Source organism: Streptomyces sp. CA-288835 (assembly GCF_050936385.1).
In the GTDB taxonomy this organism is placed as follows: Bacteria; Actinomycetota; Actinomycetes; order Streptomycetales; family Streptomycetaceae; genus Streptomyces.
In genome coordinates this window covers 7,740,739-7,767,337 of sequence record NZ_JBNJMW010000001.1, presented here as the reverse complement: position 1 = coordinate 7,767,337, position 26,599 = coordinate 7,740,739, and the positions used below count along the sequence as shown (strand labels likewise).

The 26,599-nt window shown below is 70.1% G+C and carries 23 protein-coding genes; 5 read left to right on the top strand and 18 right to left on the bottom strand.

The window, feature by feature from the left end; translation table 11 throughout:
- The first annotated feature begins 104 nt into the window (after positions 1–104).
- Entirely contained in the window at positions 105–2,042 is a 1,938-nt protein-coding gene (locus ACQEVY_RS35020) for an anthranilate synthase family protein (RefSeq protein WP_432955574.1), read from the top strand.
- 25 nt (positions 2,043–2,067) lie between these two features.
- On the opposite strand, the gene ACQEVY_RS35015 is transcribed toward ACQEVY_RS35020, so the two are convergent.
- The 4 genes from ACQEVY_RS35015 to ACQEVY_RS35000 form a co-directional block, all read right to left on the bottom strand.
- On the bottom strand, positions 2,068–3,096 hold the full coding sequence (locus tag ACQEVY_RS35015; RefSeq protein WP_432953380.1) for a 6-phosphofructokinase: 1,029 nt from the start codon (positions 3,094–3,096) through the stop codon (positions 2,068–2,070).
- A 216-nt stretch (positions 3,097–3,312) separates the two neighbouring features.
- Entirely contained in the window at positions 3,313–3,990 is a 678-nt protein-coding gene (locus ACQEVY_RS35010; protein ID WP_432953378.1) for a response regulator, read from the bottom strand.
- Between the two features lie 176 nt (positions 3,991–4,166).
- Complete coding sequence (gene macS, locus ACQEVY_RS35005; RefSeq protein WP_432953376.1) at positions 4,167–5,369, bottom strand: MacS family sensor histidine kinase; 1,203 nt, start codon at positions 5,367–5,369, stop codon at positions 4,167–4,169.
- Positions 5,370–5,419: 50 nt separating this feature from the next.
- Complete coding sequence (locus ACQEVY_RS35000; RefSeq protein WP_432955573.1) at positions 5,420–6,223, bottom strand: 1-acyl-sn-glycerol-3-phosphate acyltransferase; 804 nt, start codon at positions 6,221–6,223, stop codon at positions 5,420–5,422.
- Between the two features lie 248 nt (positions 6,224–6,471).
- Between ACQEVY_RS35000 and ACQEVY_RS34995 the strand changes: the two genes are divergently transcribed.
- Positions 6,472–7,308, top strand: a complete 837-nt coding sequence (locus ACQEVY_RS34995) for an alpha/beta hydrolase (protein WP_432953374.1) — start codon at positions 6,472–6,474, stop codon at positions 7,306–7,308.
- Entirely contained in the window at positions 7,301–8,023 is a 723-nt protein-coding gene (locus tag ACQEVY_RS34990; protein ID WP_432953372.1) for a hypothetical protein, read from the top strand. Before ACQEVY_RS34995 ends, ACQEVY_RS34990 begins: the two co-directional genes overlap by 8 nt.
- A gap of 16 nt (positions 8,024–8,039) precedes the next feature.
- On the opposite strand, the gene ACQEVY_RS34985 is transcribed toward ACQEVY_RS34990, so the two are convergent.
- The 6 genes from ACQEVY_RS34985 to ACQEVY_RS34960 all read right to left on the bottom strand — a co-directional run bounded on the left by ACQEVY_RS34985 (position 8,040) and on the right by ACQEVY_RS34960 (position 13,382).
- Positions 8,040–8,795: an endonuclease/exonuclease/phosphatase family protein gene (locus ACQEVY_RS34985; RefSeq protein WP_432953370.1), complete on the bottom strand. Its 756-nt coding sequence runs from the start codon at positions 8,793–8,795 to the stop codon at positions 8,040–8,042.
- Between the two features lie 137 nt (positions 8,796–8,932).
- Positions 8,933–9,886: an ROK family glucokinase gene (locus tag ACQEVY_RS34980; RefSeq protein WP_189321210.1), complete on the bottom strand. Its 954-nt coding sequence runs from the start codon at positions 9,884–9,886 to the stop codon at positions 8,933–8,935.
- Between the two features lie 139 nt (positions 9,887–10,025).
- Positions 10,026–10,511 (bottom strand): DUF5304 domain-containing protein, encoded by a 486-nt coding sequence (locus tag ACQEVY_RS34975; protein WP_432953368.1) that lies wholly within the window; start codon positions 10,509–10,511, stop codon positions 10,026–10,028.
- A 142-nt stretch (positions 10,512–10,653) separates the two neighbouring features.
- A complete protein-coding gene (locus ACQEVY_RS34970) occupies positions 10,654–11,823 on the bottom strand; it encodes an ArsA family ATPase (protein ID WP_432953366.1) in 1,170 nt (389 codons plus the stop codon).
- Positions 11,824–12,000: 177 nt separating this feature from the next.
- The gene (locus ACQEVY_RS34965; RefSeq protein WP_328772236.1) at positions 12,001–12,444 is read right to left on the bottom strand and encodes an SRPBCC family protein; all 444 of its coding nucleotides are present in this window, start codon (positions 12,442–12,444) and stop codon (positions 12,001–12,003) included.
- A gap of 146 nt (positions 12,445–12,590) precedes the next feature.
- Positions 12,591–13,382, bottom strand: coding sequence for a metallophosphoesterase family protein (locus ACQEVY_RS34960; RefSeq protein WP_432953363.1), 792 nt, complete (start codon positions 13,380–13,382; stop codon positions 12,591–12,593).
- A 318-nt stretch (positions 13,383–13,700) separates the two neighbouring features.
- Between ACQEVY_RS34960 and ACQEVY_RS34955 the strand changes: the two genes are divergently transcribed.
- Entirely contained in the window at positions 13,701–15,497 is a 1,797-nt protein-coding gene (locus ACQEVY_RS34955) for an AMP-dependent synthetase/ligase (RefSeq protein WP_432953362.1), read from the top strand.
- A gap of 22 nt (positions 15,498–15,519) precedes the next feature.
- Here ACQEVY_RS34955 and ACQEVY_RS34950 read toward each other — a convergent pair whose 3' ends face one another.
- Together ACQEVY_RS34950 and ACQEVY_RS34945 are read right to left on the bottom strand one after the other, a co-directional pair.
- Positions 15,520–17,106 carry a GMC oxidoreductase gene (locus tag ACQEVY_RS34950; RefSeq protein ID WP_432955571.1) on the bottom strand — a complete coding sequence of 529 codons (1,587 nt, stop codon included), beginning with the start codon at positions 17,104–17,106 and terminating at the stop codon, positions 15,520–15,522.
- Between the two features lie 95 nt (positions 17,107–17,201).
- Positions 17,202–18,344 carry a glycosyltransferase family 4 protein gene (locus ACQEVY_RS34945; protein WP_432953360.1) on the bottom strand — a complete coding sequence of 381 codons (1,143 nt, stop codon included), beginning with the start codon at positions 18,342–18,344 and terminating at the stop codon, positions 17,202–17,204.
- A gap of 389 nt (positions 18,345–18,733) precedes the next feature.
- Here ACQEVY_RS34945 and ACQEVY_RS34940 point away from each other — a divergent pair, with 389 nt between their 5' ends.
- A complete protein-coding gene (locus ACQEVY_RS34940; protein ID WP_432953358.1) occupies positions 18,734–19,972 on the top strand; it encodes a glycosyltransferase 87 family protein in 1,239 nt (412 codons plus the stop codon).
- Here the strand turns inward: ACQEVY_RS34940 and ACQEVY_RS34935 are convergent.
- The 6 genes from ACQEVY_RS34935 to ACQEVY_RS34910 form a co-directional block, all read right to left on the bottom strand.
- Positions 19,960–21,129 carry a hypothetical protein gene (locus ACQEVY_RS34935; RefSeq protein ID WP_432955570.1) on the bottom strand — a complete coding sequence of 390 codons (1,170 nt, stop codon included), beginning with the start codon at positions 21,127–21,129 and terminating at the stop codon, positions 19,960–19,962. The two genes, ACQEVY_RS34940 and ACQEVY_RS34935, sit on opposite strands and share 13 nt — an antisense overlap.
- Before the next feature lie 63 nt (positions 21,130–21,192).
- A complete protein-coding gene (locus ACQEVY_RS34930) occupies positions 21,193–22,221 on the bottom strand; it encodes an NlpC/P60 family protein (RefSeq protein WP_432953356.1) in 1,029 nt (342 codons plus the stop codon).
- A 205-nt stretch (positions 22,222–22,426) separates the two neighbouring features.
- Positions 22,427–23,470, bottom strand: a complete 1,044-nt coding sequence (locus ACQEVY_RS34925; protein ID WP_432953354.1) for an alpha/beta hydrolase family protein — start codon at positions 23,468–23,470, stop codon at positions 22,427–22,429.
- Between the two features lie 32 nt (positions 23,471–23,502).
- A complete protein-coding gene (locus ACQEVY_RS34920) occupies positions 23,503–24,534 on the bottom strand; it encodes an NlpC/P60 family protein (protein WP_432953353.1) in 1,032 nt (343 codons plus the stop codon).
- 352 nt (positions 24,535–24,886) lie between these two features.
- The gene (locus ACQEVY_RS34915; protein ID WP_432953351.1) at positions 24,887–26,236 is read right to left on the bottom strand and encodes an NYN domain-containing protein; all 1,350 of its coding nucleotides are present in this window, start codon (positions 26,234–26,236) and stop codon (positions 24,887–24,889) included.
- A gap of 34 nt (positions 26,237–26,270) precedes the next feature.
- The gene (locus tag ACQEVY_RS34910; RefSeq protein ID WP_165340765.1) at positions 26,271–26,510 is read right to left on the bottom strand and encodes a hypothetical protein; all 240 of its coding nucleotides are present in this window, start codon (positions 26,508–26,510) and stop codon (positions 26,271–26,273) included.
- Positions 26,511–26,599: the final 89 nt, after the last annotated feature.

The window sequence follows — 26,599 nt, the reverse complement described above, 5'->3', positions numbered from 1 at the left end:
CGCGAAGGCCGCCCGAGGGGCGGCCTTCAGTGTTTTAACGACCAGGGCCGTTCCTCCCGATCAATCGGCATCGATCACCGACGATCACGATGGAAGAGGAACCCATGGACCTGGCCCGGCTCCTGCACGACGACCGCCCGTTCGCGCTGCTGCGTCGCCGTACCCCCGGACACGACCACAGCACCGTAGAAGTCCTGCTCGGCCCGGTCACCACGTTCGACCGCCTCGCCGACATCCCCGACGAGGGCCTGGCCCTCATCCCCTTCCGGCAGATCCGCGAGCGCGGCTTCGACGTCCGCGACGACGGTACGCCGCTCGCGGTGCTGACCCCCGAGGAGACGTACGAACTCCCCCTGGACCAGGCCCTGTCGCAGCTGCCCGCACACGACGTGCACGTGACGGGCGGTGGCTTCGACGTTGACGACGAGGAGTACGCGGAGATCGTCGGGCGTGTGCTGCGGGAGGAGATCGGGCGGGGCGAGGGCGCGAACTTCGTCATCCGGCGCACGTACGAGGGCGAGATCCCCGGCTTCGGCAGAGCCGACGCGCTCGCGCTGTTCCGGCGGCTGCTCGTCGGGGAGCGGGGGGCGTACTGGACCTTCGTGGTGCACACCGGAGAGCGGACGCTTGTCGGCGCCAGCCCCGAGGTGCACGTCCGCATGGCAGGTGGAAGGGGCGAGCGCGAAGCGCTCTCGGTTGAGGGCGGTGGTGGGAGACGGGCGGGAGGGACGGTGGTCATGAACCCGATCAGCGGGACGTATCGCTATCCGGCCGAAGGACCGACCCCCGAGGATCTGCTGGACTTCCTCGCCGACGGCAAGGAGATCGAGGAGCTGTCGATGGTCGTCGACGAGGAGCTCAAGATGATGTGCACGGTCGGTGACATGGGCGGGGTCGTCATCGGGCCGCGGCTGAAGGAGATGGCCCATCTCGCGCATACGGAATACGAGTTGAGGGGGCGGTCGTCGCTCGATGTGCGCGACGTCCTGCGCGAGACGATGTTCGCGGCGACCGTCACCGGGTCGCCGGTGCAGAACGCCTGCCGGGTGATCGAGCGGCACGAGGTGGGTGGGCGCGGGTACTACGCCGGGGCGCTGGCGCTCGTCGGGCGGGACTCCGGCGGTGCCCAGACGCTCGACTCCCCCATCCTGATCCGTACGGCCGACATCGACGCGGACGGAAAGCTGCGGGTGCCGGTTGGTGCCACGCTCGTCCGTGGCTCCGATCCGGCGAGCGAGGTCGCCGAGACGCATGCGAAGGCGGCGGGGGTGCTGGCCGCTCTGGGGGTACGGCCCGGAAGGCGGGCCGAGGAGCGCGTACGGCCCCGGCTGGCTGACGATCCGCGGGTGCGGGCCGCGCTCGACGGGCGGCGGTCCTCGCTGGCGCCGTTCTGGCTGCGGATGCAGGAGCGTTCGGCGGAGTTGGAGGGCCATGCGCTGGTCGTCGACGGGGAGGACACCTTCACGGCGATGCTCGCGCATCTGCTGCGGTCGTCGGGTCTCGAGGTGTCGGTTCGGCGATACGACGAGCCGGGGCTGCGGGAGGCGGTTCTGGCGCACGAGGGGCCGCTGGTGCTTGGCCCCGGGCCGGGTGATCCCTCGGACACGGCCGATCCCAAGATGGCGTTCCTGCGCGGGCTCACCGCCCAGGTCCTCGGCAGTCACCCGCACGGCGTGCTCGGTGTCTGCCTCGGGCACGAGCTGATCGCGGCGGAGCTGGGCCTGGAGATCGTACGGAAGGAAGTCCCCTACCAGGGCGCGCAGACGGAGATCGAGCTCTTCGGGCGGACGGAAACCGTCGGCTTCTACAACAGCTTCGTGGCGCGCTGCGACGACGAGCGTGCGGTGGAGCTGGCGGCGCGCGGTGTCGAGGTCAGCCGGAGTAACAGCGGTGAGGTGCACGGGCTGCGCGGGCCCGGGTTCGCGGGGGTGCAGTTCCACCCGGAGTCGGTGCTGAGTCTCAACGGCACCGCTGTTGTACGGGAGTTGATCGGTCAGCTGCGGGGCACCGGCACGGTCTCCGAGCGGCGCCCCGCCGTGTAGATCGCTTACGTGCGGTTACGCGGCCTCAGCCGAAGAACACGCCGACCTCCTCGTACAGCTTCGGGTCCACGGTCTTCAGCCGGGCCGTGGCCTCAGCGATCGGGACGCGCACGATGTCGGTGCCGCGCAGGGCGACCATCTTGCCGAAGTCGCCCTCGCGGACCGCGTCGATGGCGTGCAGGCCGAAGCGGGTGGCGAGCCAGCGGTCGAAGGCGCTGGGGGTGCCGCCGCGCTGGACGTGGCCGAGGACCGTCGTACGGGCCTCCTTGCCGGTGCGCCTCTCGATCTCCTTGGCCAGCCATTCGCCGACGCCGGAGAGCCGGACGTGCCCGAACTCGTCCAGCGAACCGTCCTTGAGCACCATGTCGCCGTCCTTGGGCTTCGCTCCCTCGGAGACGACGACGATCGGGGCGTACGAGGCCTTGAAGCGGGAGGTGACCCAGGCGCAGACCTGGTCGACGTCGAAGGGCTGCTCGGGGATGAGGATGACGTTGGCGCCGCCGGCCAGTCCGGAGTGGATGGCGATCCAGCCTGCGTGCCGGCCCATGACCTCGACGACGAGGACACGCATATGTGACTCGGCGGTGGTGTGGAGGCGGTCGATGGCCTCCGTGGCGATGTTGACGGCCGTGTCGAAGCCGAAGGTGTAGTCGGTGGCCGAGAGGTCGTTGTCGATGGTCTTGGGTACGCCGACGCAGGGGACGCCGTAGTCGTCGGAGAGGCTCGCGGCGACGCCGAGGGTGTCCTCTCCGCCGATCGCGATCAGGGCGTCGACCTCGTCCTTTTCGAGGTTCTCCTTGATCCGGCGGATGCCGCCGTCCACCTTGAGGGGGTTGGTGCGCGAGGAGCCGAGGATGGTGCCGCCACGGGGCAGGATGCCGCGTACGGCGGGGATGTCGAGCTGGGTGGTGTCGCCCTCCAGCGGACCGCGCCAGCCGTCCCGGTAGCCGGTGAAGTCGTAGCCGTACTCCTGCACGCCCTTGCGGACGATGCCTCGGATGACGGCGTTGAGTCCGGGGCAGTCGCCGCCTCCGGTCAGTACTCCGACCCGCATTGGAAAAGTCCCTTCGCCGCGGTTGCCTGATGGAGGTCACGCTAATAGTGATCCAGGTCACTTAGGCATGGGGCGGAAGGTCAATTCCGGTGAATTGTGCGGAGATTGATCTTTGAGGTTCATCCGAAGGTGGGAGCCGGGTGGATGGGTTGACTCGGTGCCGGGTGTTTGCGGCTGACGGCTGAGCGGGCGGTGGCCTGGCTCTCGGTTACTCGTCTACTCGTCGTCGAGGCCTCGCTCGATCGCGTAGCGGACGAGTTCTACGCGGTTGTGGAGCTGGAGTTTGCCGAGGGTGTTCTGGACGTGATTCTGGACGGTGCGGTGGGAGATCACGAGGCGTTCGGCGATCTGCTTGTAGCTCAGGCCCTTGGCTACCAGGCGCAGGACCTCCGTCTCGCGGTCGGTCAGCTGGGGGGCCTTGGGCTCGTCGGCGCCGGGGGCGGGGGCGGGCTCTGAGGCGAGTCTGCGGTACTCGCCCAGGACCAGGCCTGCTAGGCCGGGGGTGAAGACGGGGTCGCCTGCGGCTGTGCGGCGGACCGCGTCGATGAGTTCCTCCGTGGAGGCGGACTTCAGGAGGTAGCCGGTGGCTCCTGACTTGACTGCTTCCAGGACGTCGGCGTGTTCGCCGCTTGCGGAGAGGACCAGGACGCGTAGGGCTGGGTTGGCTCCCACTAGTTCCTTGCAGACCTGTACGCCGGGCTTGGCGGGGAGGTTCAGGTCCAGTACCAGTACGTCGGGGGTGGCTGCCTGGGCTCGGCGTATGGCCTGGTCGCCGTCGCCTGCCGTGGCCGTTACGTTGAAGCCGGCCTCGGTCAGGTCGCGAGCCACGGCGTCCCGCCACATGGGGTGGTCGTCGACCACCATGACCTTGATCGGGTTTTGCTGGTCACTCATCGTTGCTCCCGCTTCGTGGCTTTCTTTTCCCCAGCCCCGCCCCTTCCCGGAACTGGGGGCTTCGCCCCCAGGCCCCCATGGGTTGTATCCCGGGTGCCGGTCCGTTTGGGCTGGTCGCGCAGTTCCCCGCGCCCCTGACAGGGCGCCTCCTGCAGGACCTCGTTACTTCGAAGCCCTCAGTGTTTTGGGGCCCTTAGTTCTACTTCCGTGCCCTGCCCGGGTATTGAGATCAGTTCTGCTGTGCCGCCTATGTCTCTTAGGCGGCCTCTGATGGAGAGGGCTACGCCCATGCGGCCCTCTCCCTCGGCCTGGGCCAGGCGGCCCTCTGGGATTCCGGGGCCGTCGTCTCGGACTGTGACGATCACTGTGTCTGGTTCGTCCTCGATCAGGATCCAGGCTCGGGCTGTTTCGCCTGCGTGGCGGTGGACGTTGTCCAGGGCGGCTCCTACCGCTGCTGCCAGTTCCTTTGCCGTGGAGGGGGGCAGGAGGACGGGGGCGCCGGGTTCGGAGAAGGTGACCTTCGCGGTGGCGTACGGGGTCAGCAGGGTGCGGAGGTCGCGAGGGGTGTCCTCGGTCTCGTCGGAGTCGTCGGGTTCGTCGATCGCGCGGACCAGGGCTCCCTGCGTTGCGTCCTCCGAGACGCGGGAGGGCGGGATGCCGCCGGAGACCAGGGTGCGCAGGGCTACCTCCTGCTCGCCTGCCATACGGCCCAGTTCCGCCGCATCGCCGCCCAGTGCGGAGCCGCGGCGCTGCACCATCGCGAGGACCTGGAGGACGCTGTCGTGGATGTCGCGGGCCAGGCGCTCGCGCTCGCGCGTCGTGGCCTCGATCTCCAGGGCGCGCGCGAGGGTGCGTTCGGAGGCTCGGGCGACCTCGACTACGTAGCCGATGGCGATGGAGGCGACCCAGACGAGCAGCACGTTGTGGAGGGTGTCCTGGCTGAGTGCTCCTCGCTGGACGACGTTCGCGATGCCTACGAGCGTCGACGCGAAGGCCGCCCAGCGCCAGCCGCCCTTGATCGCGAAGGCGAGGACGGAGCCCGCGGTCCATATCGACGGCAGCGTCGGCCCACCGGTGACGATCCGGTCGTGGGAGTCCGCGACCGGGGTGAGCAGGATGCCGGTGAGCGCGACGGTCAGGTCGGCGGCCAGGAACCGCTTGGTGCAGCTCGCCTCGTTGGCCACCTTGGGCAGCGTCGCCAGCGTCCACACGAAGAGCACGGACAGGAAGGCGATGGCCACTTCCGGCCGGGGGAACTCGTCGTAGGCGCTGACGAAGAGGCCGATCGCGTAGCACATCGTCAGTACGCGGTAGGCCGAGAGCGCGCGCCACAGCGGCTGCTCGACCGACATCCTCATGACTCGCTCGCGCTTGGCCATGTCCCCCGCCCCCCTTGACCCTGACGACAACCCACCCCAGACGGACGCGCCTAGGACCCGGACCGTTCCTTCCCGGCGTCCTTCTCCGCTTCCTGTCCGCCCGCTTCCTGCTCGGCCGCCTTCTCGGCGTCCTGTTCCTTGCGTGCCTGTCCGGCCTGCTTCTGCGCCTGTTTCTCCGCCTTCGCCGCATCCGCGAGCTGCCGTTTGGCGGCGGTCGCGTAGATGTCGACGTACTCCTGGCCGGAGAGCCTCATGATCTCGTACATGACCTCGTCGGTCAGGGCGCGCAGGACGAACCGGTCGTGCTCCATGCCCTGGTACCGGCTGAAGTCCAGCGGCTTCCCGATGCGGATCCCCGGGCGCATCAGCTTCGGGACTACCTTGCCGGGCGGCTGGATCTTCTCCGTGTCGATCATGGCGACCGGGATGACCGGCGCCCCGCTGGCGAGCGCCACGCGCGCGAGGCCGCCGGGCTTGCCCCGGTAGAGGCGGCCGTCGGGTGAGCGCGTGCCCTCGGGATAGATGCCGAACAGCTCGCCGCGCTCGAGCACGTCCAGGCCGCTCTGGATGGCCGCCTGTCCCGCGCCACGGGCTCCGGAACGGTCCACCGGAAGCTGGCCGACGCCCTTGAAGAAGGCGGCTGTCATACGACCCTTGACGCCGGGCGTCGTGAAGTACTCGGCCTTCGCGATGAAGGTGACCTTGCGGTCGAGGACGGCGGGCAGGAAGAAGGAGTCCGAGAACGACAGGTGGTTGCTCGCCAGTATCGCGGGACCCTCGGCGGGTACGTGCTCGAGGCCCTCCACCCAGGGCCTGAAGGCGAGCTTCAGAGGCCCTCCGACGGCAACCTTCATCGCGCCATAGATCACCCGACTGCCTCCTGTGTCCGTGGATCAGACCCTAACCCGGAGCACTGTCAAAGGACCCGACGGCCCTGGTCGGTGTCAGTGCCGTCGCGTACGGTGAAGTACACCTCGAAGTCTCGGGGTGATCGTCTTGTCGCCCCTGTCGGATGAACACCCCTGAACGCCCCTGAACACCCTTTGAGACATTCCTTGGTACGTCCCTTTGTACGCCCCTTCAGACGAACAGGAGACCGAAGGTGCCGGTCCTTCCTGGAGCCGAGCCGTACCGCCACGACGGCGGAGAGGTCGGTGTGCTCCTCTGCCATGGCTTCACGGGTTCCCCGCAGTCGCTGCGCCCCTGGGCGGAGTATCTCGCCGAGCGCGGTCTGACCGTCTCGCTGCCCCTGCTGCCCGGACACGGCACACGCTGGGAGGACATGCAGCTCACCGGCTGGCAGGACTGGTACGCGGAGGTGGACCGCGAGCTGCGCGCCCTGCGTGAGCGCTGCTCCCAGGTCTTCGTCTGCGGACTCTCCATGGGCGGCGCGCTGGCCCTGCGGCTGGCCGCGAAGCACGGGGACGCGGTGAGCGGCATCGTCGTCGTCAACCCGGCGAACAAGGTGCACGGGCTGTCCGCGTACGCCCTTCCGCTGGCCCGCCACGTGGTCCGTACGACGAAGGGAATCGCCAGCGACATCGCCAAGGAGGGCAGCGTCGAGATCGGCTACGACAAGGTTCCGCTGCACGCGGCGCACTCGTTGCGGAACTTCTTCCGGCTGGTCGACGGCGAGCTTCCGCAGGTCACGCAGCCGCTGCTGCTTCTGCACAGCGTCCAGGACCATGTGGTGCCGCCGGCCGACTCGGCGCGGGTGCTGAGCCGGGTGTCCTCCACGGACGTACAGGAGATCGTGCTGGAACAGAGCTACCACGTCGCGACGTTGGACCACGACGCGGACCGTATTTTCGAGGAGAGCTTCGCCTTCGTCGAGCGGCTGGCGCCGGAAGCCGGCAAGCAGCCCGACGCGGTTCGGATGGACCAGTCAGGTCAGGCAGGTCAGGTGGGTCAGCAGGAAGGGACGGCCACTGGTGGCTGAGCACGACGCGGACCGCGAGCCCGAGGAGAAGGACGCGCCGCCCGGCGAGGAGCAGGGCCCGTCGTTCGACGAGGCCGCGGCCTGGGCTGCGATCGTCGCCGGGTACGGCGATGAACCGCCGGACCCGCCCGGCGCCAAGCCCTTCAAGTCGGTCGAGGACCTGGCACTCCTGGAGTCCGGGACGAACGACGCGAAGGGTCCGAACGAGCCGGACGGCGCCGACTCCGAGCGGCCCGGGGACACCAAGGAGAGGCCCAGGGGCTCCTCGGCGTCCGAGGGTTCCGACGGCGATACGGCGGACGATCAGTCGACGGCTGGCAAGAAGGCAGACTTCAGGAAGGGGGGCGACAAGCCCGCCGGCGAGAAGCCGCTCGGCAGCTCCGTCGCCTTCCCGCCCGGGGTCGGGGGCCCGCGCGACTACCAGGCGCCGGAGCCCTCCGAGGAGGACTTCGACGCGGACGACGAGGGCCACTTCGTACCGCCCGAGCCGCCCCCGCTGCCCGCCGCGGACACCACGGCCAAGTTCGCCTGGCTCGCCGTGCTCGGCGGCCCGCTTCTGCTGCTGCTCGCCGTGCTGTTCGACTGGCACATGACTTGGTGGCTGACCACGCTCGGCATCGGCGGCTTCGTGGGCGGCTTCGGCACGCTGGTCCTGCGGATGCATCCGGGCGACGAGGACGAGGACGATGATCCGGGGCGCGGCGCGGTGGTGTGACCGCGGTCCCGCGCTCCTACTTATGGGCGGGCACTCTGAGGGCGGCCAGTACGGGCAGATGGTCCGTGGCCGCCCTCAAGTCTGTTTCCCTGACGCCCGGTTGACCCAAGGGCACGCCGCAGCCCAGGACTTCGATGCCCTCGGTGGCGAAGAGGGCGTCGATCCGCTGGTGCGGGTCGGTAGGCGTGGAGGTGTACTCGCCGCCCCAGGGAGCGACCGCCCAGCAGTCCTGGAGTTCGGTGGCGAGGCGTTTGAACGTACGGCCGCCGGGGCCTTCGTTCACGTCGCCGCCTGCGATCGCGTACGGCGCTTCGAGTGCGGCCAGGCGGTCGAGGAGCAGGCCGCCCTGCTCGTAGCGTTCGTCCTTCTGCAGCGAGAGGTGGCAGCTCAGCACGCCGAGGCGGGCGGCTCCGAACCGTACGACCGCGGTGGCGAAGCCGCGGCGGTGGAGGCCGGGGGTGAGGGGCAGGAGTACGTCCTCGCTGCGCTCGACTGTTGCCCGGAGGGAGGAGAGGAGGGCGGGGCCGGAAGCGGTGGCCCCGCCGGAGAGGATCACCTGGCCCGACGCTGCGGCCAGGCGGGCCAGTTTTTTCCGCCAGCGGAAGAAGCGGGGGGCTTCTTGGACCAGTACGAGGTCGGGGGCGCAGGCACGGATGACTCGGGCCAGCGCCTCGGTGTCGTCGCGCATGGAGCGGATGTTGTAGCTGAGGACTCGGATGACGGCTGAACCGTCGGGTTCGGTGTGGGAGGTTGGGAGCGGCGGCGTTGGCATGCGGTCAATTTACGGTTGGACCGCGGGTGGGGGCGCCTAATAGCTCGGGGAGCGGGGGTTGTGGGCGACTAACGGTTGTCGGTGGCTGGTCGCGCAGTTCCCCGCGCCCCTTACGGGGCGCCCCCCTGGACCCTGCGTTACATGATCGGGTCCGGCTCCCTTGCCAGGTCTGCTGCGCCTACCAAGCCCGCCTTGTTGCCGAGTTGGGCGGCGATTACGTCGGCTACCGGGCGCCAGTTTCCGCCGACGAGCCAGCGCTTGTAGGACTTGCGGATGGGGTCCAGGACCAGTTCGCCCTCGTCCGAGAGGCCGCCGCCGACGATGAAGGCTGAGGGGTCGAAGAGGGAGGCCAGGTCTGCCAGGCCTGCGCCTGCCCAGCGGGCGAGTTCGCGGTAGGAGTCCACGGCTACCGGGTCGCCTTGTCGTGCCGCCATCGAGATGTGCTTGCCCTCGATGCCCTCGGGGGTTCCGTCGCCCAGGGAGAGGAGGATCTCGGCGTTCTCGGGGGTCGCGTTGGCGCGCTGCTTCGCGTAGCGGACGAGGGCGCGGCCGGAGGCGTACTGCTCCCAGCAGCCCTGGCTGCCGCAGCCGCAGAGGAGGCCGTCCGGCACCACCCGGATATGGCCGAACTCGGCGGCGACGCCGAAGTGGCCGCGACGGAGCTTGTTGCCGATGATGATGCCGCCGCCCAGGCCGGTGCCGAGCGTGATGCAGATGACGTTGCGGTGGCCCTTGCCCCCGCCGAACTTGTACTCGCCCCAGGCGGCCGCGTTGGCGTCGTTCTCCACGACGACCGGCAGGCCCACCCGGCGCTCGACCTCGTCCTTCAGCGGCTCCTGGCGCCAGTCGATGTTCGGCGCGAAATAGACCGTGGAACGCTGCCGGTTGACGTACCCTGCGGCGCCGATGCCCACGCCGACGATCTCGTGTCCGGCACGGGCGCCCTCGACGGCGGAGGCGATGGCGTCCACGATGGCCTCGGGCGTGCCCGGGGTCGGCACCTTGTGGGTCGAGAGGATGTTGCCTTCCTCGTCGACCACGCCGGCCGCGATCTTCGTGCCGCCGATGTCGACGCCGATGGTGAGTCCCATGAATCCCTCAGTTTCGGTCGAGCCCCGCTACGGCCAACCTTATCCGAGGGCCTGCCGTCGCCTTCCCGTCGTCCGCCCGCCGGACAGGCGGGAAGCGGACGGCAGGGCCTCAGGGGATTGCAGGGCCTCCGGGGATTTCTCAGTCCAGGTCGATGTGTTCCCCGGGGCCGGAGTCCTCGTCAGGGCGGTGCGGGGGCTGGTCCTGGGTCCAGCGGCGCTCTTGGGACTCGACGGCGGAGCGGTACGCGGCGAGGAGTTCGTTGCCGGCCGCTGCCAGGTGGTCGAAGAAGTCGGGGTTGCGCTCGATCACGGGCTCGACGGCGGCCTTGGCCTGCTGCACGACCTGGTTGACCATCTGCTGGGCGGCACCGCCGGCCACGGCGCCGAGCAGCGGCGACTGCAGTCCGGACAGCCGGTCGGTGACGGTGTCGAAGAACTTGCGCAGCTCCTCGCCGGCCGAGCCGGGAGGCGGGCCGTACTGGGCGCGTCGGCGGGCCTTCTCCGCGGCCAGGTCCTCCGCGCACGCCGTCGCCCAGGCGTCGGCGTCGGTCGCTCGCACCTCGTTGCCGTGCGCCTTCTCGAGGGCGTCCTCCGCGGCGTCGGACGTGGGGCGCTCATCGCTCATGGCGGACTCCAAGCATTGGCTCTGTGTCTCTCGACGTTACCCGAACGGGGATGTGCCGTTCACCGTCTCCGGCGGCCGAGAATCCCGTACGGGCACGTACTCGGCCAATCCGGCCAACTCAGTCAACGTACCGAAGCCACCGTCACGTTCCCCGCGGCCACAGCTCCGGGTCCGGGGCGAAACGGATGCGCAGCTCGCCGTCGCGCAGGGCGGCGCCGTGCACGGTGCAGCGGCGGAGGGCCGAGGGGAGCGGGACGATGCGGTGGAACGGGCCGACGGTGACGACGAGTTCATCGCCGCGCCGGATGAGCTCGAGGTCGTCCCGTACCGCACCGGGCAGCGGGATGTGCCAGACGATCACGCCGTCCGCGGAGAGCCGGTCCGTCATCGTCCACTCGACCCGGCGCGGAGCCGGGCCCGCTCCGGGCACGGGCAGCGCGGTGAGGTCGTCGGATCCGCGCGGATCGCGGCCGAGGTGCGGCACCTCACACACCTCGTACGTGCCCCGCCACTCGTCCAAGGCCTTGCGCTGCTGGGCCGCGAGGCCCGCAAGCCAGGTGTCGGGGGACGCTTCGGGCAGGACGCGGTTCGCGATCAGGGCGTCGGGGCGCAGTCCGCGCAGAGCGAGGCCGGTGGTGACGGTGCGTACGGCGTCGGTGCCGGCCGGGCCGGGCTCGGCGACCAGCCGTACGGTCGTCGACCGGTCCGCCAACACCGCCTCCACCGCGGCGAGTTCGAGGTCCCAGCGGGCGGCCGTGTCGTACAGGCGGTCCGCGGGCATCGGGACGCCGGCAAGGCGGCCGAGTACGGGGCGCAGGGCGCGGGCCGCTTGGCGCTCGGCGGGGAGCAGGCGGCTGAGGTAGCGGCGTAGTTGCTCGGGGAGTGCGAGGAGGGCCAGCGCGTGGGGGGTGGGGGGCAGGTCGACGATCAGGAGGTCGTACGTGTCTGCCGTTGCCGCGTCGCGGAGGGCGCGGAGGAGGGCGAGTTCTTCGGCGCCGGGGAGGGGGGTGAGTTCCTCTGCGTCCAGGCGCGTGGCGCCGAGCAGGTCCAGGGCGGAGGCGGCCCTCTCCTGGAAGGCCAGGAGGTCTTCGCGGAAGTCCTCGCCGGCGTCTGGGCGCCAGGTTGTCAGGGTCGGTTCTGCCACCGCGGGGGTTGGGGCGGTGGGCCGGCCCAGGGCGGCGCCGGGGGTGTCTGTGCGGTCTGCGCTCAGGAGCAGGGTTTTTGTGCCCTGGCGGGCGGCTTTTAGTGCCGTGGCCGCGGCGACCGTTGTGCGGCCGGAGCCGCCGGGGCCTGTGATCAGGACAGTGCGCATGCGCTCCGCTCGGATTGCTTATCGTTGAGCCTTGCTTGGGACTGCACCCGGTACTGGTGTGCTGTGCCCACCCTCCCCCACTCTCGGCTTCGCTCGAGCGGGGGGACCCCCATCGCCCCGCGGAACGATTGCCCACAGCGGGCAGCGGTGCGGCGCGGCTGCCCGCAGCCGTAGCAGCTACTCGCCGCCCGTCTCCACCCTCTTCTTCAGGCCCGCCAACGCCCTGTCGATGATGACCTTCTCTGCCTTGCGCTTGATCATGCCCAGCATGGGGATCTTGACGTCCACCGTCAGTTTGTACGTGACCTCCGTGGAGCCCGCGCCCGCCGGCTTCAGGATGTACGAGCCGTCCAGGGAGCGGAGCATCTGGGACTTGACCAGGGTCCACGAGACCTCGTGGGGGCCGGTCCAGGTGTAGGCCAGGACCTGGTCGTCCTTGATGGCGCCGGCGTCCATGACGAGGCGTACCTGTTCGGCGCGGCCCTGGTCGTCGCTGGCGAGGACCTCGGCCTCCTTCACTTCGCCGGTCCAGTCCGGGTAGCGCGCGAAGTCGGCGATCACCCCCATGACGTCGGCCGGTGCCGCCTCGATCGTGATACTCGAGCTGGTGTGTTCCGCCATCGCTGTGGCTCCTCCAGATGCGGTCCGGACAAAGAGGGGTGTTTCTCAACGTTCCTGAGGTTCTACCTGCGGATGCAGCGTGAAGGCTACCGCGTGACGGCAGCCCACCCATCGCCGGGAGCCCCAGGACGTCACCACTTCGGACATCACCACTCCAGAACCCACGGCTTTCCCGATCCCGCGAAGTGCCCGACGTTGACGCACTCGGTCGCCCCAAGGCGCATCCGCCGCACCAGCGGCTGGTGAACGTGCCCGAAGAGGGAGTACCGCGGACGGGTCTTCCGGATCGCGTCCAGCAGCGCCCGGCTCCCCCGTTCGAAGCGTCGCGCCACCGTGTCGTAGACGAGCTCGGGGACCTCCGGCGGGATGTGCGTGCACAGGACGTCCACCTCGCCGAGGGCCTCGATCTTGGCCGCGTACTCCTCGTCGCTGATCTCGTACGGCGTCCGCATCGGCGAGCGCAGGCCCCCGCCCACGAAGCCGAAGGTCCAGCCGCCGATCTCGACGCGCTGCCCGTCGAGCACGGTGGTGCCGGGGCCGGCGTACTCGGACCACAGGGTCGGCATGTCGACATTGCCGTACGTGGCGTAGGTCGGCGTGGGAAAGGCGGCGAACAGCTCCGCGTACTGCTTGCGTATGGCCTTCTCGATGGCCGAGCCGCGGTCGACTCCCGCCCAGAGCCGGTTGCCGAACTCGCGCGCCTCCTCGTAGCGGCGGGCGGTGCGCAACTCGACGATGCGGTCCGCGTTCTCGGTGCCGAACAGGTCGGGGAAGATGCCGCGCGAGTGATCGGCGTAGTCGAGGAAGAGGACGAGGTCGCCGAGACAGATCAGGGCGTCCGCGCCGCTGCCGGCTCTGGCCAGGTCACGGGCGTTGCCATGCACGTCGCTGACGACGTGGATCCGCGTGCTGGGGGTGCCGCCTGAAGTGCCTGCCATGGCGATCAAGGGTAAGCGCGTGAAGCAGAGGTGTGTAGACAAGGTGTGCAGACGTGGCCGGACCTGCGGTGACTTCGCAGGGCGTCCCATACTCGATTACGCTCGTTCGGGAAAGGTCCGGACGCGTGACGCCGTTGTGACGCGGGGAACATCTCCCCCGGGCCCCTGTCGTAGAAGTGGTACCGACGGGTAACCTCCGGGCAGTCCCGTGTACTCAGGGTTTCAACAACTGAATCCCCGAGTGCCCGCCCGAGCCTTGGACCGCTCCGTCGCAACACACGAGGTCGTGGCGTCGGCGCCCTATGAGGAGCAGCAGTCTTGCGCGAGTTCAGCCTTCCGGCTTTGTACGAGGTCCCTGCGGACGGCAATCTGACCGACATCGTCCGCAGAAACGCCGCGCAGCATCCGGATGTCGCGGTCATCGCCCGCAAGGTGGGCGGCAGTTGGACGGATGTCACCGCCACCGCGTTCTTCGCCGAGGTGCAGGCCGCCGCCAAGGGCCTGATCGCGTCGGGTGTGCAGCCCGGCGACCGGGTCGGCCTGATGTCCCGTACGCGCTACGAGTGGACGTTGCTGGACTTCGCGATCTGGAGCGCGGGCGCGGTCACCGTGCCCGTGTACGAGACGAGTTCGCCGGAGCAGGTGCAGTGGATCCTCGGTGACTCGGGCGCGACCGCCTGCATCGTGGAGATGGACAGCCATGCCGCGTCCGTCGAGTCGGTGCGCGACCGGCTGCCTGAGCTGAAGCACGTCTGGCAGATCGAGGGCGGCGGTATCGAGGAGTTGGGCCGCGCGGGCAAGGCCGTCTCCGACGAGACGGTCGAGGAGCGCAGCTCGCGCGCCAAGGCGGACGACCCGGCGACCATCGTCTACACCTCCGGAACCACCGGCCGCCCCAAGGGCTGCGTCCTCACCCACCGCAGCTTCTTCGCGGAGTGCGGCAACATCGTGGAGCGACTGCGCCCCCTGTTCCGTACGGGCGAGTGCTCGGTCCTCCTCTTCCTGCCGCTGGCCCATGTCTTCGGGCGGCTGGTGCAGGTCGCGCCGATGATGGCGCCGATCAAGCTGGGCTGCGTCCCGGACATCAAGAACCTCACCGATGAACTGGCCTCGTTCCGGCCGACGTTGATCCTCGGTGTGCCGCGGGTCTTCGAGAAGGTCTACAACTCCGCGCGGGCCAAGGCGCAGGCGGACGGCAAGGGCAAGATCTTCGACAAGGCGTCGGACACGGCGATCGCGTACAGCAAGGCTCTGGACACGCCGTCGGGCCCGTCGCTCGGTCTGAAGATCAAGCACAAGACGTTCGACAAGCTCGTCTACAGCAAGCTGCGGGCCGTCCTCGGCGGCAAGGGCGAGTACGCGATCTCCGGCGGCGCCCCGCTGGGCGAGCGGCTCGGGCACTTCTTCCGCGGCATCGGCTTCACGGTCCTGGAGGGCTACGGACTGACCGAGTCCTGCGCGGCCACGGCCTTCAACCCCTGGGACCGGCAGAAGATCGGCACGGTCGGCCAGCCGCTGCCCGGCTCCGTGATCCGGATAGCGGACGACGGCGAGGTGCTGCTGCACGGCGAGCACCTGTTCAAGGGGTACTGGAACAACGAGGGCGCCACCGAGGAGGCGCTGGCCGACGGCTGGTTCCACACCGGCGACATCGGCACGCTCGACGAGGACGGCTACCTCAGGATCACCGGCCGCAAGAAGGAGATCATCGTCACCGCGGGCGGCAAGAACGTCGCTCCGGCCGTGATCGAGGATCGTATCCGCGCGCACGCGCTGGTCGCGGAGTGCATGGTCGTCGGCGACGGCCGCCCGTTCGTGGGCGCGCTGATCACCATCGACGAAGAATTCCTGGGGCGCTGGTGCGCCGACCACGGCAAGCCGGAGGGTTCCACCGCAGCGTCGCTGTGCGAGGACGCGGACCTGCTGGCCGCGATCCAGTCGGCGGTCGACGACGGCAACGCCGCGGTGTCGAAGGCGGAATCGGTGCGGAAGTTCCGCATTCTGTCCTCCCAGTTCACGGAGGATTCGGGCCACCTGACGCCGTCCCTGAAGCTCAAGCGCAACGTGGTGGCGAAGGACTACGCGGACGAGATCGAGGCGCTCTACCAGAAGTAGCCCACCCCGGTCGTACGACGGCTCATGGCGCGGTGTCCTCGGCGAGGACCCGCGCCATCGTGCGTTCGGCGAGCGCGGTGATCGTCACGAGCGGGTTCACACCGATCGAGCCGGGCACGAGCGAGCCGTCCGTGACGTACAGCTTCGAATAGCCCTTCACCCGGCCGTAGTTGTCGGTCGCCCTGCCCAGCACACAGCCGCCGAGCGGGTGGTACGTGAAGTCGTCGGCGAAGATCTTGCTGGGCGAGCCGAACAGGTCGTACCGGTAGATCGTCGAGTTCGCCGAGTTGATCCGGTCGAAGAGCTTCTTGGCCATGGAGACGGAGACCGCGCTCTGGGCGGCCGTCCAGCCGAGCCGCACCCCGCCGGTGCCGCTGTCGTACGAGAACGACGCCCGCTGCGGGTTCTTGGTGAGCGCCAGATAGAGGCTGACCCAGTGCTCGAGGCCCGTGGGCAGCGGGGCGATCTCGGCGAAGACGGGGTTGGCGGTGTTGGCCCAGTCGTCGATGGCCATGACGGGCATGGTGGACTGGTTGGCCCCGACGGTGTCCCACAGGTGGTTGGCCCGCCCGAGCATCACGTTCCCGTTGGTTCCCCAGCCGCTGCCGACGCTCGCGTCCAGGGCGGGAAGCGTCCCCGTCTCCCGCGCGCGAACGAGGAGTTCGGTGGTGCCGAGGCTGCCGCCGCCGAGGAAGAGGTACGTACAGCCGTACTGCTTGGTCTCGACGACCTTGCCGGTGGCGTCGATACGGTCGACGGTCAGGACGTACGTGCCGTCGGCGGCCCGCTCGATCCCGCGCACCTTCTCCAGCGTGTGGATGGTCACGTTCCCCGTGCCCAGCGCCGAGGCCAGATACGTCTTGTCCAGGCTGCGCTTGCCGTGGTTGTTGCCGTAGATCACCTCCTGGCCGAGCGCCGACTTCGTCGCGGTACCGGCCGCCTCGCGCTGCATATGGCCGAAGTCGTAGACGCTCGGCACGAATGTGGTCCGCAGACCGGTGTTCTGCGCGTGCTTACGGGACACCCGCGTGAACCGGTACCACTCGGTCGACTCGAACCAGGCGGGGTCGACGGAGTTGACGCCGAGCACGGACCGGGCGCGCGGGAAGTACGTGCCGTACATCTCGTTCACGTCCACGGTGGGGAACTGCTCGGCGAAGTACGACCGGAGCGGAGTGACCGCCATGCCACCGTTGACGAGCGAGCCGCCGCCGACGCCCCGGCCGACGAACACGGACATGTTGGCGAAGCGCACGCGGTCCAGGACGCCGGGATACAGGCTGATGTCCCTGTTGACGACGTCCAGCCACAGGAAGGTGGCGAGCGGCGCCTCGGTGCGCGTGCGGAACCACATGGACCGCTGGTCGGGGGCGGCAGTGGAGCAGAAGACCTTGCCGTCGGGGCCCGGCGTGTTCCACAGCCGGCCCATCTCGAGGACGATCGTGCGGATGCCGGCCTGACCGAGGCGGAGGGCGGCGACGGCGCCGCCGTATCCGGAGCCGATCACGATGGCGGGAGCGTTGTCGACGGCGGCGGGTTCGGCGGCCGTCGCCGACTGCAGACCGATGCGGGTGAGACCGGACGCGGCGGCGGTCTGGAGGGCCACCATGCCCAGGACCTGACGTCTTGTCAGCTGATGCTGCATCAGTTTTACTGTCATGTGCGCAGCATGTGCGGATTATCCGGTTCCGCCTAGGGCTCGCGCTACAGCAGTGTCCGCAATTTCTCCGCCAGCAGATCCCAGCGCCACGTCTCCTCGACCCACTGCCGCCCCCGCTCCCCCATCCGACGGCGCAGCTCCGCGTCACCGAGCAGGGTGGTGATGCGGTCGGCCGCCGCCTCGGGGGAACCGCCGCGGACGACCCACCCCGTCTCGCCGTCCAGCACCGCGTCCGGCGCACCGCCGGAGTCGCCGGCGACGACCGGCAGGCCCGTCGCGGAGGCCTCCAGATAGACGATGCCCAGGCCCTCCACGTCGAGCCCGCCCCGGCGGGTCCGGCAGGGCATGGCGAAGACGTCGCCCGCGCCGAAGTGGGCGGGCAGTTCGGCCCAGGGAACGGGGCCGGTGAAGTGCACGGAGTCGGCGACCCCGGTCTCGTACGCGAGCTTGCGCAGCTCCTTCTCGTACGGGCCGCCGCCGACGATCAGCAGGACGGCGTCCGGCTCCTTCGCGAGGATGCGCGGCATGGCGAGGATGAGCGTGTCCTGCCCCTTGCGCCGGACGAGCCGCGAGACGCAGACGACGACCGGGCGGTCGGTGAGGCCGAGGCGGGCCCGTACGGCGTCTCCGCCCGAACCCGGGTGGAAGGTCTTCTCGTCGACACCGGGCGGCAGTTGGACCATACGGCCCGCCGCGTCGGGCGTCAGCGCGGCAGCGATCCGAGACCGCGTGTACTCGCCGAGGTAGGTGATCGTGTCCGTGGACTCGCCGATACGGCGCAGGAGTTGGCGTGACGCAGGCAGCTGGGCCCAGCCCGCCTCGTGGCCGTGCGTGGTGGCGACGAGGCGCTCGGCACCGGCCTTCCGGAGCGCGGGCGCCATCAGGCCGAGCGGGGCCGCCGCGCCGAACCACACCGATGTGCAGCCGTGTCCGCGCAGCAGCCCTGCCGCCCGCCGGGTGACGGCCGGCGTCGGCAGCAGCATCGTCGTGCGGTCGCGTACGACGGTGAAGGGCTGCTCGGCGTCGAAGGCGGCGGTTGCCTCGATGCCGGCGCGTCCGCGCTTCCAGGTGGACGCGTAGACGATGAGCTGGTCGGGGTCCAGGCGTAGCGCCATGTTGTGGAGGAAGGCCTGGATGCCGCCGGGTCTGGGCGGGAAGTCGTTGGTGACGATGAGGGTCTTGTGCATCGGTTCCGACAGTAGCGGGTTGCCATCCGGCGGTTGAGCAGGGGCGCCTACGGGGAGGGGGGTCGGTTCGCAGGCGTGCGCGGGTGCGTCGTGGCTGGTCGCGCAGTTCCCCGCGCCCCTAAAGGGGCGCGACCGGAGCCGCCAGCTACAACAACCCGCACTTGCCCCACGGCCCTGGCCACCGACCACCTAAGGGGCGCGGGGAACTGCGCGACAAGCCACAACGCACCCGCAGCCGCGACACAACGCGTCACCCCCACCCCCTGGCGGGGGCCTTGGGGCTGCGCCCCAAGTTTCGGGAAGGGGCGGGCTGGGGGAAAGAAACCCCGCCGCCGAAAACACGTCATCATGGCCATGGACGGGATCCCCACGAACAGAACTGGGCGGCCATGGCACACGCGAGGGCGACAAGCACGTACGGGCTGCTCGCGGTCTGGACCCTCACCAGAATCCTGCTGCTCATCTTCGTCTTCAAGGTGATCGTGTTCCCGGGCCCGGACGTCACCACCGACGTCGAGGGGATCTACCAGGGCTGGTACGTCACCCTCCGCGACGGCACCTTCCCGCTCAGCGACGTGGCCTGGCAGTACCCACCCGCCGCCGCCCTCCCCATCCTCTCCCCCGCCCTGCTGCCCTTCCTCGACTACGCCTCGGCGTTCTTCGTCCTCGTCTGCCTCACCGACGCCTGCGTCCTCGCCCTGCTCCAGTACGCGGGCCGCCGCGACAACCACAGCCCCCGCGGCGCCTGGGTGTGGACCCTCGGCGTCCCCCTCCTCGGCCCGACGGTCTACGCCCGCTACGACGTGATGGTGACAGCCGTCGCCGTGGCGGCGCTCCTCGCGGGCCTGCGCCGACCACGGCTACTCGGCACCCTCGCGGCCTTCGGCGCGCTCCTGAAGGTATGGCCCGCGCTACTGCTCGTGGGCACCACGAAGCGGAAGCCCTGGGCCGCCGCGGCGGTGACGGCCGTGGCGATCATGCTCGCCTTCACCGTGACGATGCCCGGCGCGTTCGCGTTCCTGACCGCCCAGCGCGACCGCGGCACCGAGGTCGAGTCCCTCGGCGCCCTGGTCTTCCACGTAGCCCGGCACTTCGGCTGGGAGGGCGAGGTGCTGCTCAACTACGGCTCCATGGAGTTCGTCGGCCCGTACGTCGGCGTCGTCAGCACCGCCGCTCTCATGCTGACCCTGCTCGCCTTCGGCTGGCTCCTGCTGTGGCGCCTGCGCGCCAGGCGCTTCGCGCCGCACACCCTCTCCGACGCCGCGTTCGTGGCCGTACTCCTGTTCACGGTCACCAGCCGGGTGATCAGCCCGCAGTACCTGGTGTGGCTGATCGGCCTCGCCGCCGTCTGCCTGCTGTTCCGCGAGAGCCGGATGACCCTGCCGACCGTCCTGCTCCTCGCGGCGGCGTTCCTGACGGTCCTGGAGTTCCCCCTCTGGTTCGGCCATGTCGTGGCCAGCGACGCCCTGGGCGTCACCGTCCTCTTCCTCCGCAACGGCCTGCTGGTCGCCGCGACGACCATCGCGGCGGTACGCCTGTGGCGCGACACAGTGCCGCACGCGCCCCCGGCTCCCGAGCCCGGCCAGGCGCCCCCGCCCCGGACCGAGCAGCTGACTCAGCCGAGTTGAGAGGCGAGATACGCCCGCCACTGCTCGGTGAACTTCTCCGGGGTCGTCTCCAGCACCTCCCGCATCGCGGCCTCCACCGCACCCTCGCGCGAACCGTGCGCACCCACCGCGCGGTAGAACTCGCCGAGGCGGACCTCGCCCCACCGTTCGGCGATCAGCCGGCAGGCCATCCAGCCGGCTTCGTACGCCTCCGCCAGCCCGCCCGCCTCCCCGCCGAACTCGAAATCCTTGTCGGCCGGGAGCCCGCCGGGGGCCCGCCCGTCGCGCACCGCGTCGCGCAGTTCGGGGGCTATCTGTACGGGGGTGCGGCCGGTGCCGCGGTAGCCGACCCAGTCCGCGTAGCCCTCGGAGAGCCACAGGGGCGTGGCCGCCGTGGTCTGGGCGCGGGTGGCGACATGGGTGGTCTCGTGGGTGAGGACGACCTGGCGGCCGAAGTCGCCGAGGACGGCGTACGCGTCGGGGTTGACCACGATCCGGTCCGCGGGCGCCTTCGCCGCGCCTCCCGCCTCGCCGGTGGTGACCGCCGCTATCCCCCGGTATCCGGACGCGGGCGCCCCGAGCAGCTGAGCCATCTCGTCCAGTGACTTCGGTACGAGGACGACGACCCGTCCCGACCATTCCTCGCCCCACGCCTCCTGGACCGCCGGCACCGCGCGGTCGGCCAGCTTGGCGTACCCGCGCAGGGCCCTGGCCGTCTGCCCGACGCCGAGGACGAGGCTGTGCTCCCCGCGTACGACCTCGACGGCGCCCTGCTCCCACAGCTGTTCGCTGGCGTCCTCGGCGGGCCGGTCGGCGGCGATGTACCAGTGGCCGTCTTCGCGTCTCAGGCTCAGGGTGCGGGCGGCGACGAGGGGTGCCTTGTCGTAGCCGGCTATGCGGTAGCTGAGGTCAGCTTCGGCGGTGGCGCGGTCACCGTCGCGGTGGAAGCCGGTCACGCGGTAGGACCAGGACTCCAGCGGCAGGGCCCGTAGCCGCTCGAACTCGGTGCGGGCGGCGGCCGGTTCACGGCTGGGCGCCCAAGTGGCGACGTACGCGCTCCCGTTGCCGTCGAGCACCGCCTGAGCCCGCCGGTCGAGCAGCCGCTGGGCGTCCGTGGCGGCGGGGTCGGGGGCCGTCGAGCCGCAGGCCACCAGACCAGCCAGCAACAGCCCGATCATCCACCACGGCACATGCGTACGACCAGCCACAAGTCCTGATCGTACGGGCCGTCGCCGCTGGGGTCAGGGGCGCGTCACGGACGAGATCGGCATCATGCCGACGGGGTCGTAACGGACTGGAGCGCCGGGGTAGGGCGCGTGGATCACCTGGCCGTTGCCCATGTACATCCCGATATGGCTGGCGTCGCTGCGGTAGGTGACCAGGTCGCCGGGCCGCGCCTGCGAGAGCGGCACCCGCTGGCCGGCGTGCGCCTGGGCCTGTGAGGTGCGCGGCAGACCGACGCCGGCCTGCGCGTACGACCACTGCATGAGGCCCGAACAGTCGAAGCCGGTGGGCCCGTTGGCGCCCCAGACGTAGGGGCGGCCGACGGCCGAGCGGGCCGCGGCGACGGCGGCTGCCGCGCGCGCGGAGGGCGGGACGGCGCCGCCGAGGTCGGGGAGGCGGCCGGAGCGGGAGGCGCGGTCGTAGGCGGCGCGCTCCTCGTCCGGCATCGCGTTCAGGAGCTGCCGCGCCTCGGTGAGCTTCTGCTCGACGGCGCGTTTGTAGCGGGTGACGGCCACGCGGCTCTTCTGCAGCTCGGCGAGGTCGCTGGTGGCTTCCTTGCGTTCCTGCGAGAGCTGCCTCATGGCGCTCCGTAGATCCTTCAGGGCTCCGGCCTGACGGACGCCGATCCGGTCGAGTACGGCCGCCTTGTCGAGGTAGTCGTCGGGGTCCGCGGAGAGCATCAGCGCCAGGGAGGGGTCGAGGCCGCCCGAGCGGTACTCGGCTCCGGCGAGCGAACCGAGCGCGTCCCGCATGGTGTTGATGCGGTCCTGCTGGCGGGCGATCCGGTCCTGGGCGGTGGTCACCTTCTCGCGCAGGGCGTCCGCGCGCTCACCGGCCTTGTTGTGCGCCTCGGTGGCCCGCTCGGCCTCCGCGTACAGCCGGTCCACCTCGGCGCGTGCGTCGTCCTGGGGCGCGGCCGGTGCGGGCGGTGTGGCGCCGGCCGGGACGAGACCGAGGGCCGCTGCCGCGGCGGACAGTACGCAAACGGTGGCGCTGCGGGCGCCCCGGTCGAGACCGGATGGTGCAGGACGGCGATGAGAACCCACGGAAAACCGCTCTCCCTTCCGCTGACGAACCCCCTGAGTCGGGGGAAGCGCGCCAGACAGTAGCCGCGCGACTACGCAACGAACAAAGCCCTGGGCGTGCACACACCGTGACGTCCCGCCTCAGACGCAGGTCACCGGCGGGACGTACGGCCGCCGGGGAGCGACGGAATTCCCCCGTTCGGCCGGGCGCGACCCACCAGAGGGCTCAGCTCAGGTGGCGCTCGAAGAACGCCATCGTCCGGTCCATCGAGTCCGGCCAGCGCGGCGCGAAGGTGTGCCCTTCGCCCGCGTACTTCACGAACTCGACGCTCTTGCCCGCCGCTTCGAAGTCGGCGACCACCCGCTCCGACCAGGCGATCGGGCAGGTGTCGTCGGCGGTGCCGTGGTGGATCAGCAGCGGCTCGGTCACGCGGTCGACGTAGGTGAGCGGCGAGACCTGCTTCCAGAACTCCGGGTTCTCCTTGGGGGTGCCGTGCTTCGCCTCGATCTCGGCGACGATCGGATCGCCGTTACGGCGCTGGAAGTGGTCGATGTTCTCGGCCGGACGCGAGCTCACGGGCGCGAAGACCACCGCGGCGTCGAAGAGGCCGGGTGCCACCACCAGCGTGTTGTAGACGACGCCGCCGCCCATCGACCGCCCGAGCAGGCCGATCCGCTCTCCGTCGATCTCCGGCCGGCCGGACGAGCGCAGCGCCATGGCGGCGCCGATGACGTCCTCGGTGTAGCCGAGGCGGAGGTTCACGTCGTTGTCGGCGTCGCGGTCGGAGTCCGCGTGGTTGCGGTAGTCGGTGTGCAGCACCACGTAGCCGTTACGGGCGAGGAGGTCCTGTTCGCGGGCGAGGCCGCGGCCGGTGGTGTAGATGGCCGGGTCGATGTAGCCGTGGGCCAGCACCAGCGCCGGGAACGGGCCCTTGCCCCGGGGGATGTTCATCAGGCCCGAGATGGTGAGCCCGTTCGCCTCGTACGTGACCGTGTAGCTGGTGTAGGCGTCGGTCCGGGCGCGTACGGCGCCGAGCCGCAGGTCCGAGCCCGAGTGCTTGCGCGCGATCAGGCCCGGGATCGACACCGGGTTGGCCGGCGAAGGGCTCGGACTGGGCGTCGCAGCAGGGGACTTGGTCGCCGCGCGGGACGACGCCGGTGGATTCGTACGCCCGGCATCGTCGCCGTCTTCGCTTCCGGTGCAGCCGACCGCCGCCACCAGGGCCAGTGCCAGGCCGGCGGCGATACGGGCCATGCCCACTATCCGCATGCGGCCCAGTATCGCCCGAGCCGCGAGGGAACTCAGATGCGTACGCCGAACTGGAAGGTGCCGATGGTGCTCATCGACTCGAAGCGGACGACGGTGCCCGGCTTCGGCGCGTGGATGATCGTGCCGTTGCCCGCGTACAGGCCGACGTGCCCGAGGTTGTTGAAGAACACCAGGTCGCCGGGTGCGAGCTCGCCGCGGCCGATCTTCGTGCCGTCGTTGTGCTGCGTGTACGTGGTCCGGGTGATCGACACCCCGGCCTGGGCGTAGGCCCACTGGGTGAGCCCGGAGCAGTCGTAGGAGTTGGGGCCGCTGCCACCGGAGACGTACGGCTTGCCGAGCTGGGTCTCGGCGGCGGCGAGGGCGGCGGCACCGCGGCCGGAGGCGGGCTTCTCGTTGCCGAGGTCGACGCGGTCACCGGCGGAGCGGCTGGCGCGCTGCTCCTCGGCGGCGAGCGCCGCCTTCTCCTTGGCAGTCAGGGTGTTGAGCAGCTTCTGCGCATCGGCGAGCTTGCTCTGGATTTCCTTCTTCTTCCCGGCGAGGGTCTCGCGGGTGTCGGCGAGGTCCTTGAGCTTCTCGGCGGCTTCCTGGCGCTGCTGGGCGAGCGTGCGCTGCTTCTCCTGGACCTTCTTGAGCGTCTCGACCTGCTGAGCGCTCATCTGGTCCATCGTGGACGCTTTGTCGAGATAGGTGTCCGGGTCGGAGGACAGGAACAGCTGCACCGAGGGGTCGATGCCGCCCGAGCGGTACTGGGAGCTGGCCATCAGGCCGAGGCCGTCCCGGAGGTCGTTGAGATCGCCCTGGCCGCGTGCGACCTGGTCCTGGAGGGTGTCGATCTCTTTCTCGAGCTTGTCCTGCTTCTCCTTGGCCCCGTTGTACTTGTCGGTGGCCAGCTCCGACTCGTGGTAGAGCTTGTCGACCTTGGCCTTGACCTCGTCCTTGCTCGGCTTCTCGCCGGGCGCGGCATTGGCCGCCTGTGAGGTGAGGGCCACGGCGGCAGCGGCGGCGGTGGTGAGCACGGTCACGCGGGTGCGGCTCGGCTGCTTAGGTCGACGGTGGGACGCCACGTGGGCGAGCTCCTTCATTACCTCAGCCGCCACCGAGAACACCGGTTGGCGGGGCCCCTCCACCGTCGCTCCCGATAAGCGATCACCCGAGTGGAGGTTCGAGGCCAGACCTTAGTGATCCTCCTGTGATCAGATCAAATCCTTGCAGGAAAAATCTCGGCTACCGAGCGTTTTCTTTACACCGAACTCACATGCGGTCATGCACGCTTGACATTACGTTGCGTGAAGACCATGCCAATTCGGGCAAGCGGCACAGAGGTTGCGGTTGGGATCTATGGTCCTCATGGGGCGTATGCCGCAGAAGCTCCGCCCTGCCGGAGACGGCCGATCGCCTTCCCTGTACGTGCCTGGCTCAACCCCGCGAGAATCGCTTGAGCAGCACCGCGGAAGCCACCGGCCGCGCGCCCGCCTTGGCCACTCCGTCGGCCACCTCGCGGTCGGTCGAGGCGACGATGACGGGCCGGCCTGGCGGCTCGGCGCGCACCAGCTGGCGGATCAACTCATCGGCGGTGACGCCCGCTTTGGAGAACAGCACCCGCACCCCGCGGGGCGGCGCGAGCAGTACCGGCGCGGCCAGTTCGGCCCCGTCGAAGACGCAGGTGACTTCGGCGCCGGTCTGCGCGGCGAGCTGCGAGAGCTGGCCGAGGAGGCGCAACCGCTGCTTCTCCAGGGGCATTTGGGGATAGCCGGTCTTGGTGACGTTGTAGCCGTCGACGACCAGATGCGCTTGCGGCAGCGCGAGCAACTGGTCGAGGATCGCGGGGTCGTTGTCGGACAGTGCGCGGGCGGCGATGTCCTTCGGGGTCATCCGTCCCGGTTCGTCCGCGTCCACGGTCTCGGCGGGCCGCATCGACACGGGCGGCAGGGCCAGCTCGCGCCGCAGCCCCTGTGCCGCGTCGAGCACGGTGTCGAGCAGCAGTCGTACGCGCATGTCCTCGACGCTGCGGCCCTCCCGCGCCGCTCTGCGGGCGGCCTCCAAGGCGGCCTCGGTCTCCCCGAGCCGTGCCTTCAGCCGCCGGCTCTCGCTCTCGGCGGCCGACACCTGGGCCTGTCCTTCGGCGCGTACGGCCTCGATCTCGCCCCGTGCCTTGCGCAGGGCGGCCTCGCCGCGCTTGACGTCGCTGAGGGCCGAGCGCAGCTTGCGATGCAGCGACTCGGCCTCCTTCTTCGCCGACTCCAGCTCCGTACGCAGCCGTTCGGTCTCGGCCTTGGTCTGGCCGCGGGCCTCGGCGAGTTCCTGGCGCAGCCGCTCCAGCTCGGCGCGGTTCTCCTCGTCGGCGCGCTCGGCGTCCGCCCGCTGAGCCTCCTCACCGGCGGCGGTCACCAGCTTCACCCAGCCCGTGGGCCGCAGCACATAGGCGGCGGCCGCCACGTCGAGAGGGTCCGCGGCCGGGGGCGGCGAGCCCGAGTCGAGGGCCCCGCAGAGCTCCGGCTGGGTCTCTCTGAACCGCTCGCCGATCCGCTGCCGGAAGAGCGGGTCGGTCTCCAGGGCCGCCGCCATGGCGTTGCCGGCGAACTTGGCGCGGCGGGTCGGGGTGAAGCGGGCGTACTGCCGCAGCTGAGTGGGCAGCTCGGCGACCGTCAGCCCGCCGAAGCCGTCCGAGACGATCTGTACGACCCTGCGGCGCACTCCGTCGGGCATCGGGCGGTCGAGCACCTCAGCGGCGCCGTCGGCCGGCTCCCCGCCTGTGGTCTCCACCATCGGTCACCCCAATACCTCGACGGGGCCCGCTCCCTCAGGAGCCGGCGCCCGGCCTGTCCACGAGTTCCACCTGATCCACCGCGTTGCACCAGCGGCAGCGCACCGACTCGATGGTCTCACTGACCACCTCCTGCTCCTCGACCTTCGGCTCACCGGCCAGATCGAGGTGCACGTACTCCACGACCTTCGACGAACGGGTCACGTCGAAGCGCGTGAGATTGCCGCAGAGCGTGCAGCGCCACCGGGTCTCGGCGGTCGGCAGGGGAACCGTCATCGTCGCAGTCGCTCTCTTTCATCGGTCTCGTGCTGTTCTTCTTGCGCGCCGGGCGGCGCCGGAGCGTGTTGGCTCGTAACCCTACGGCC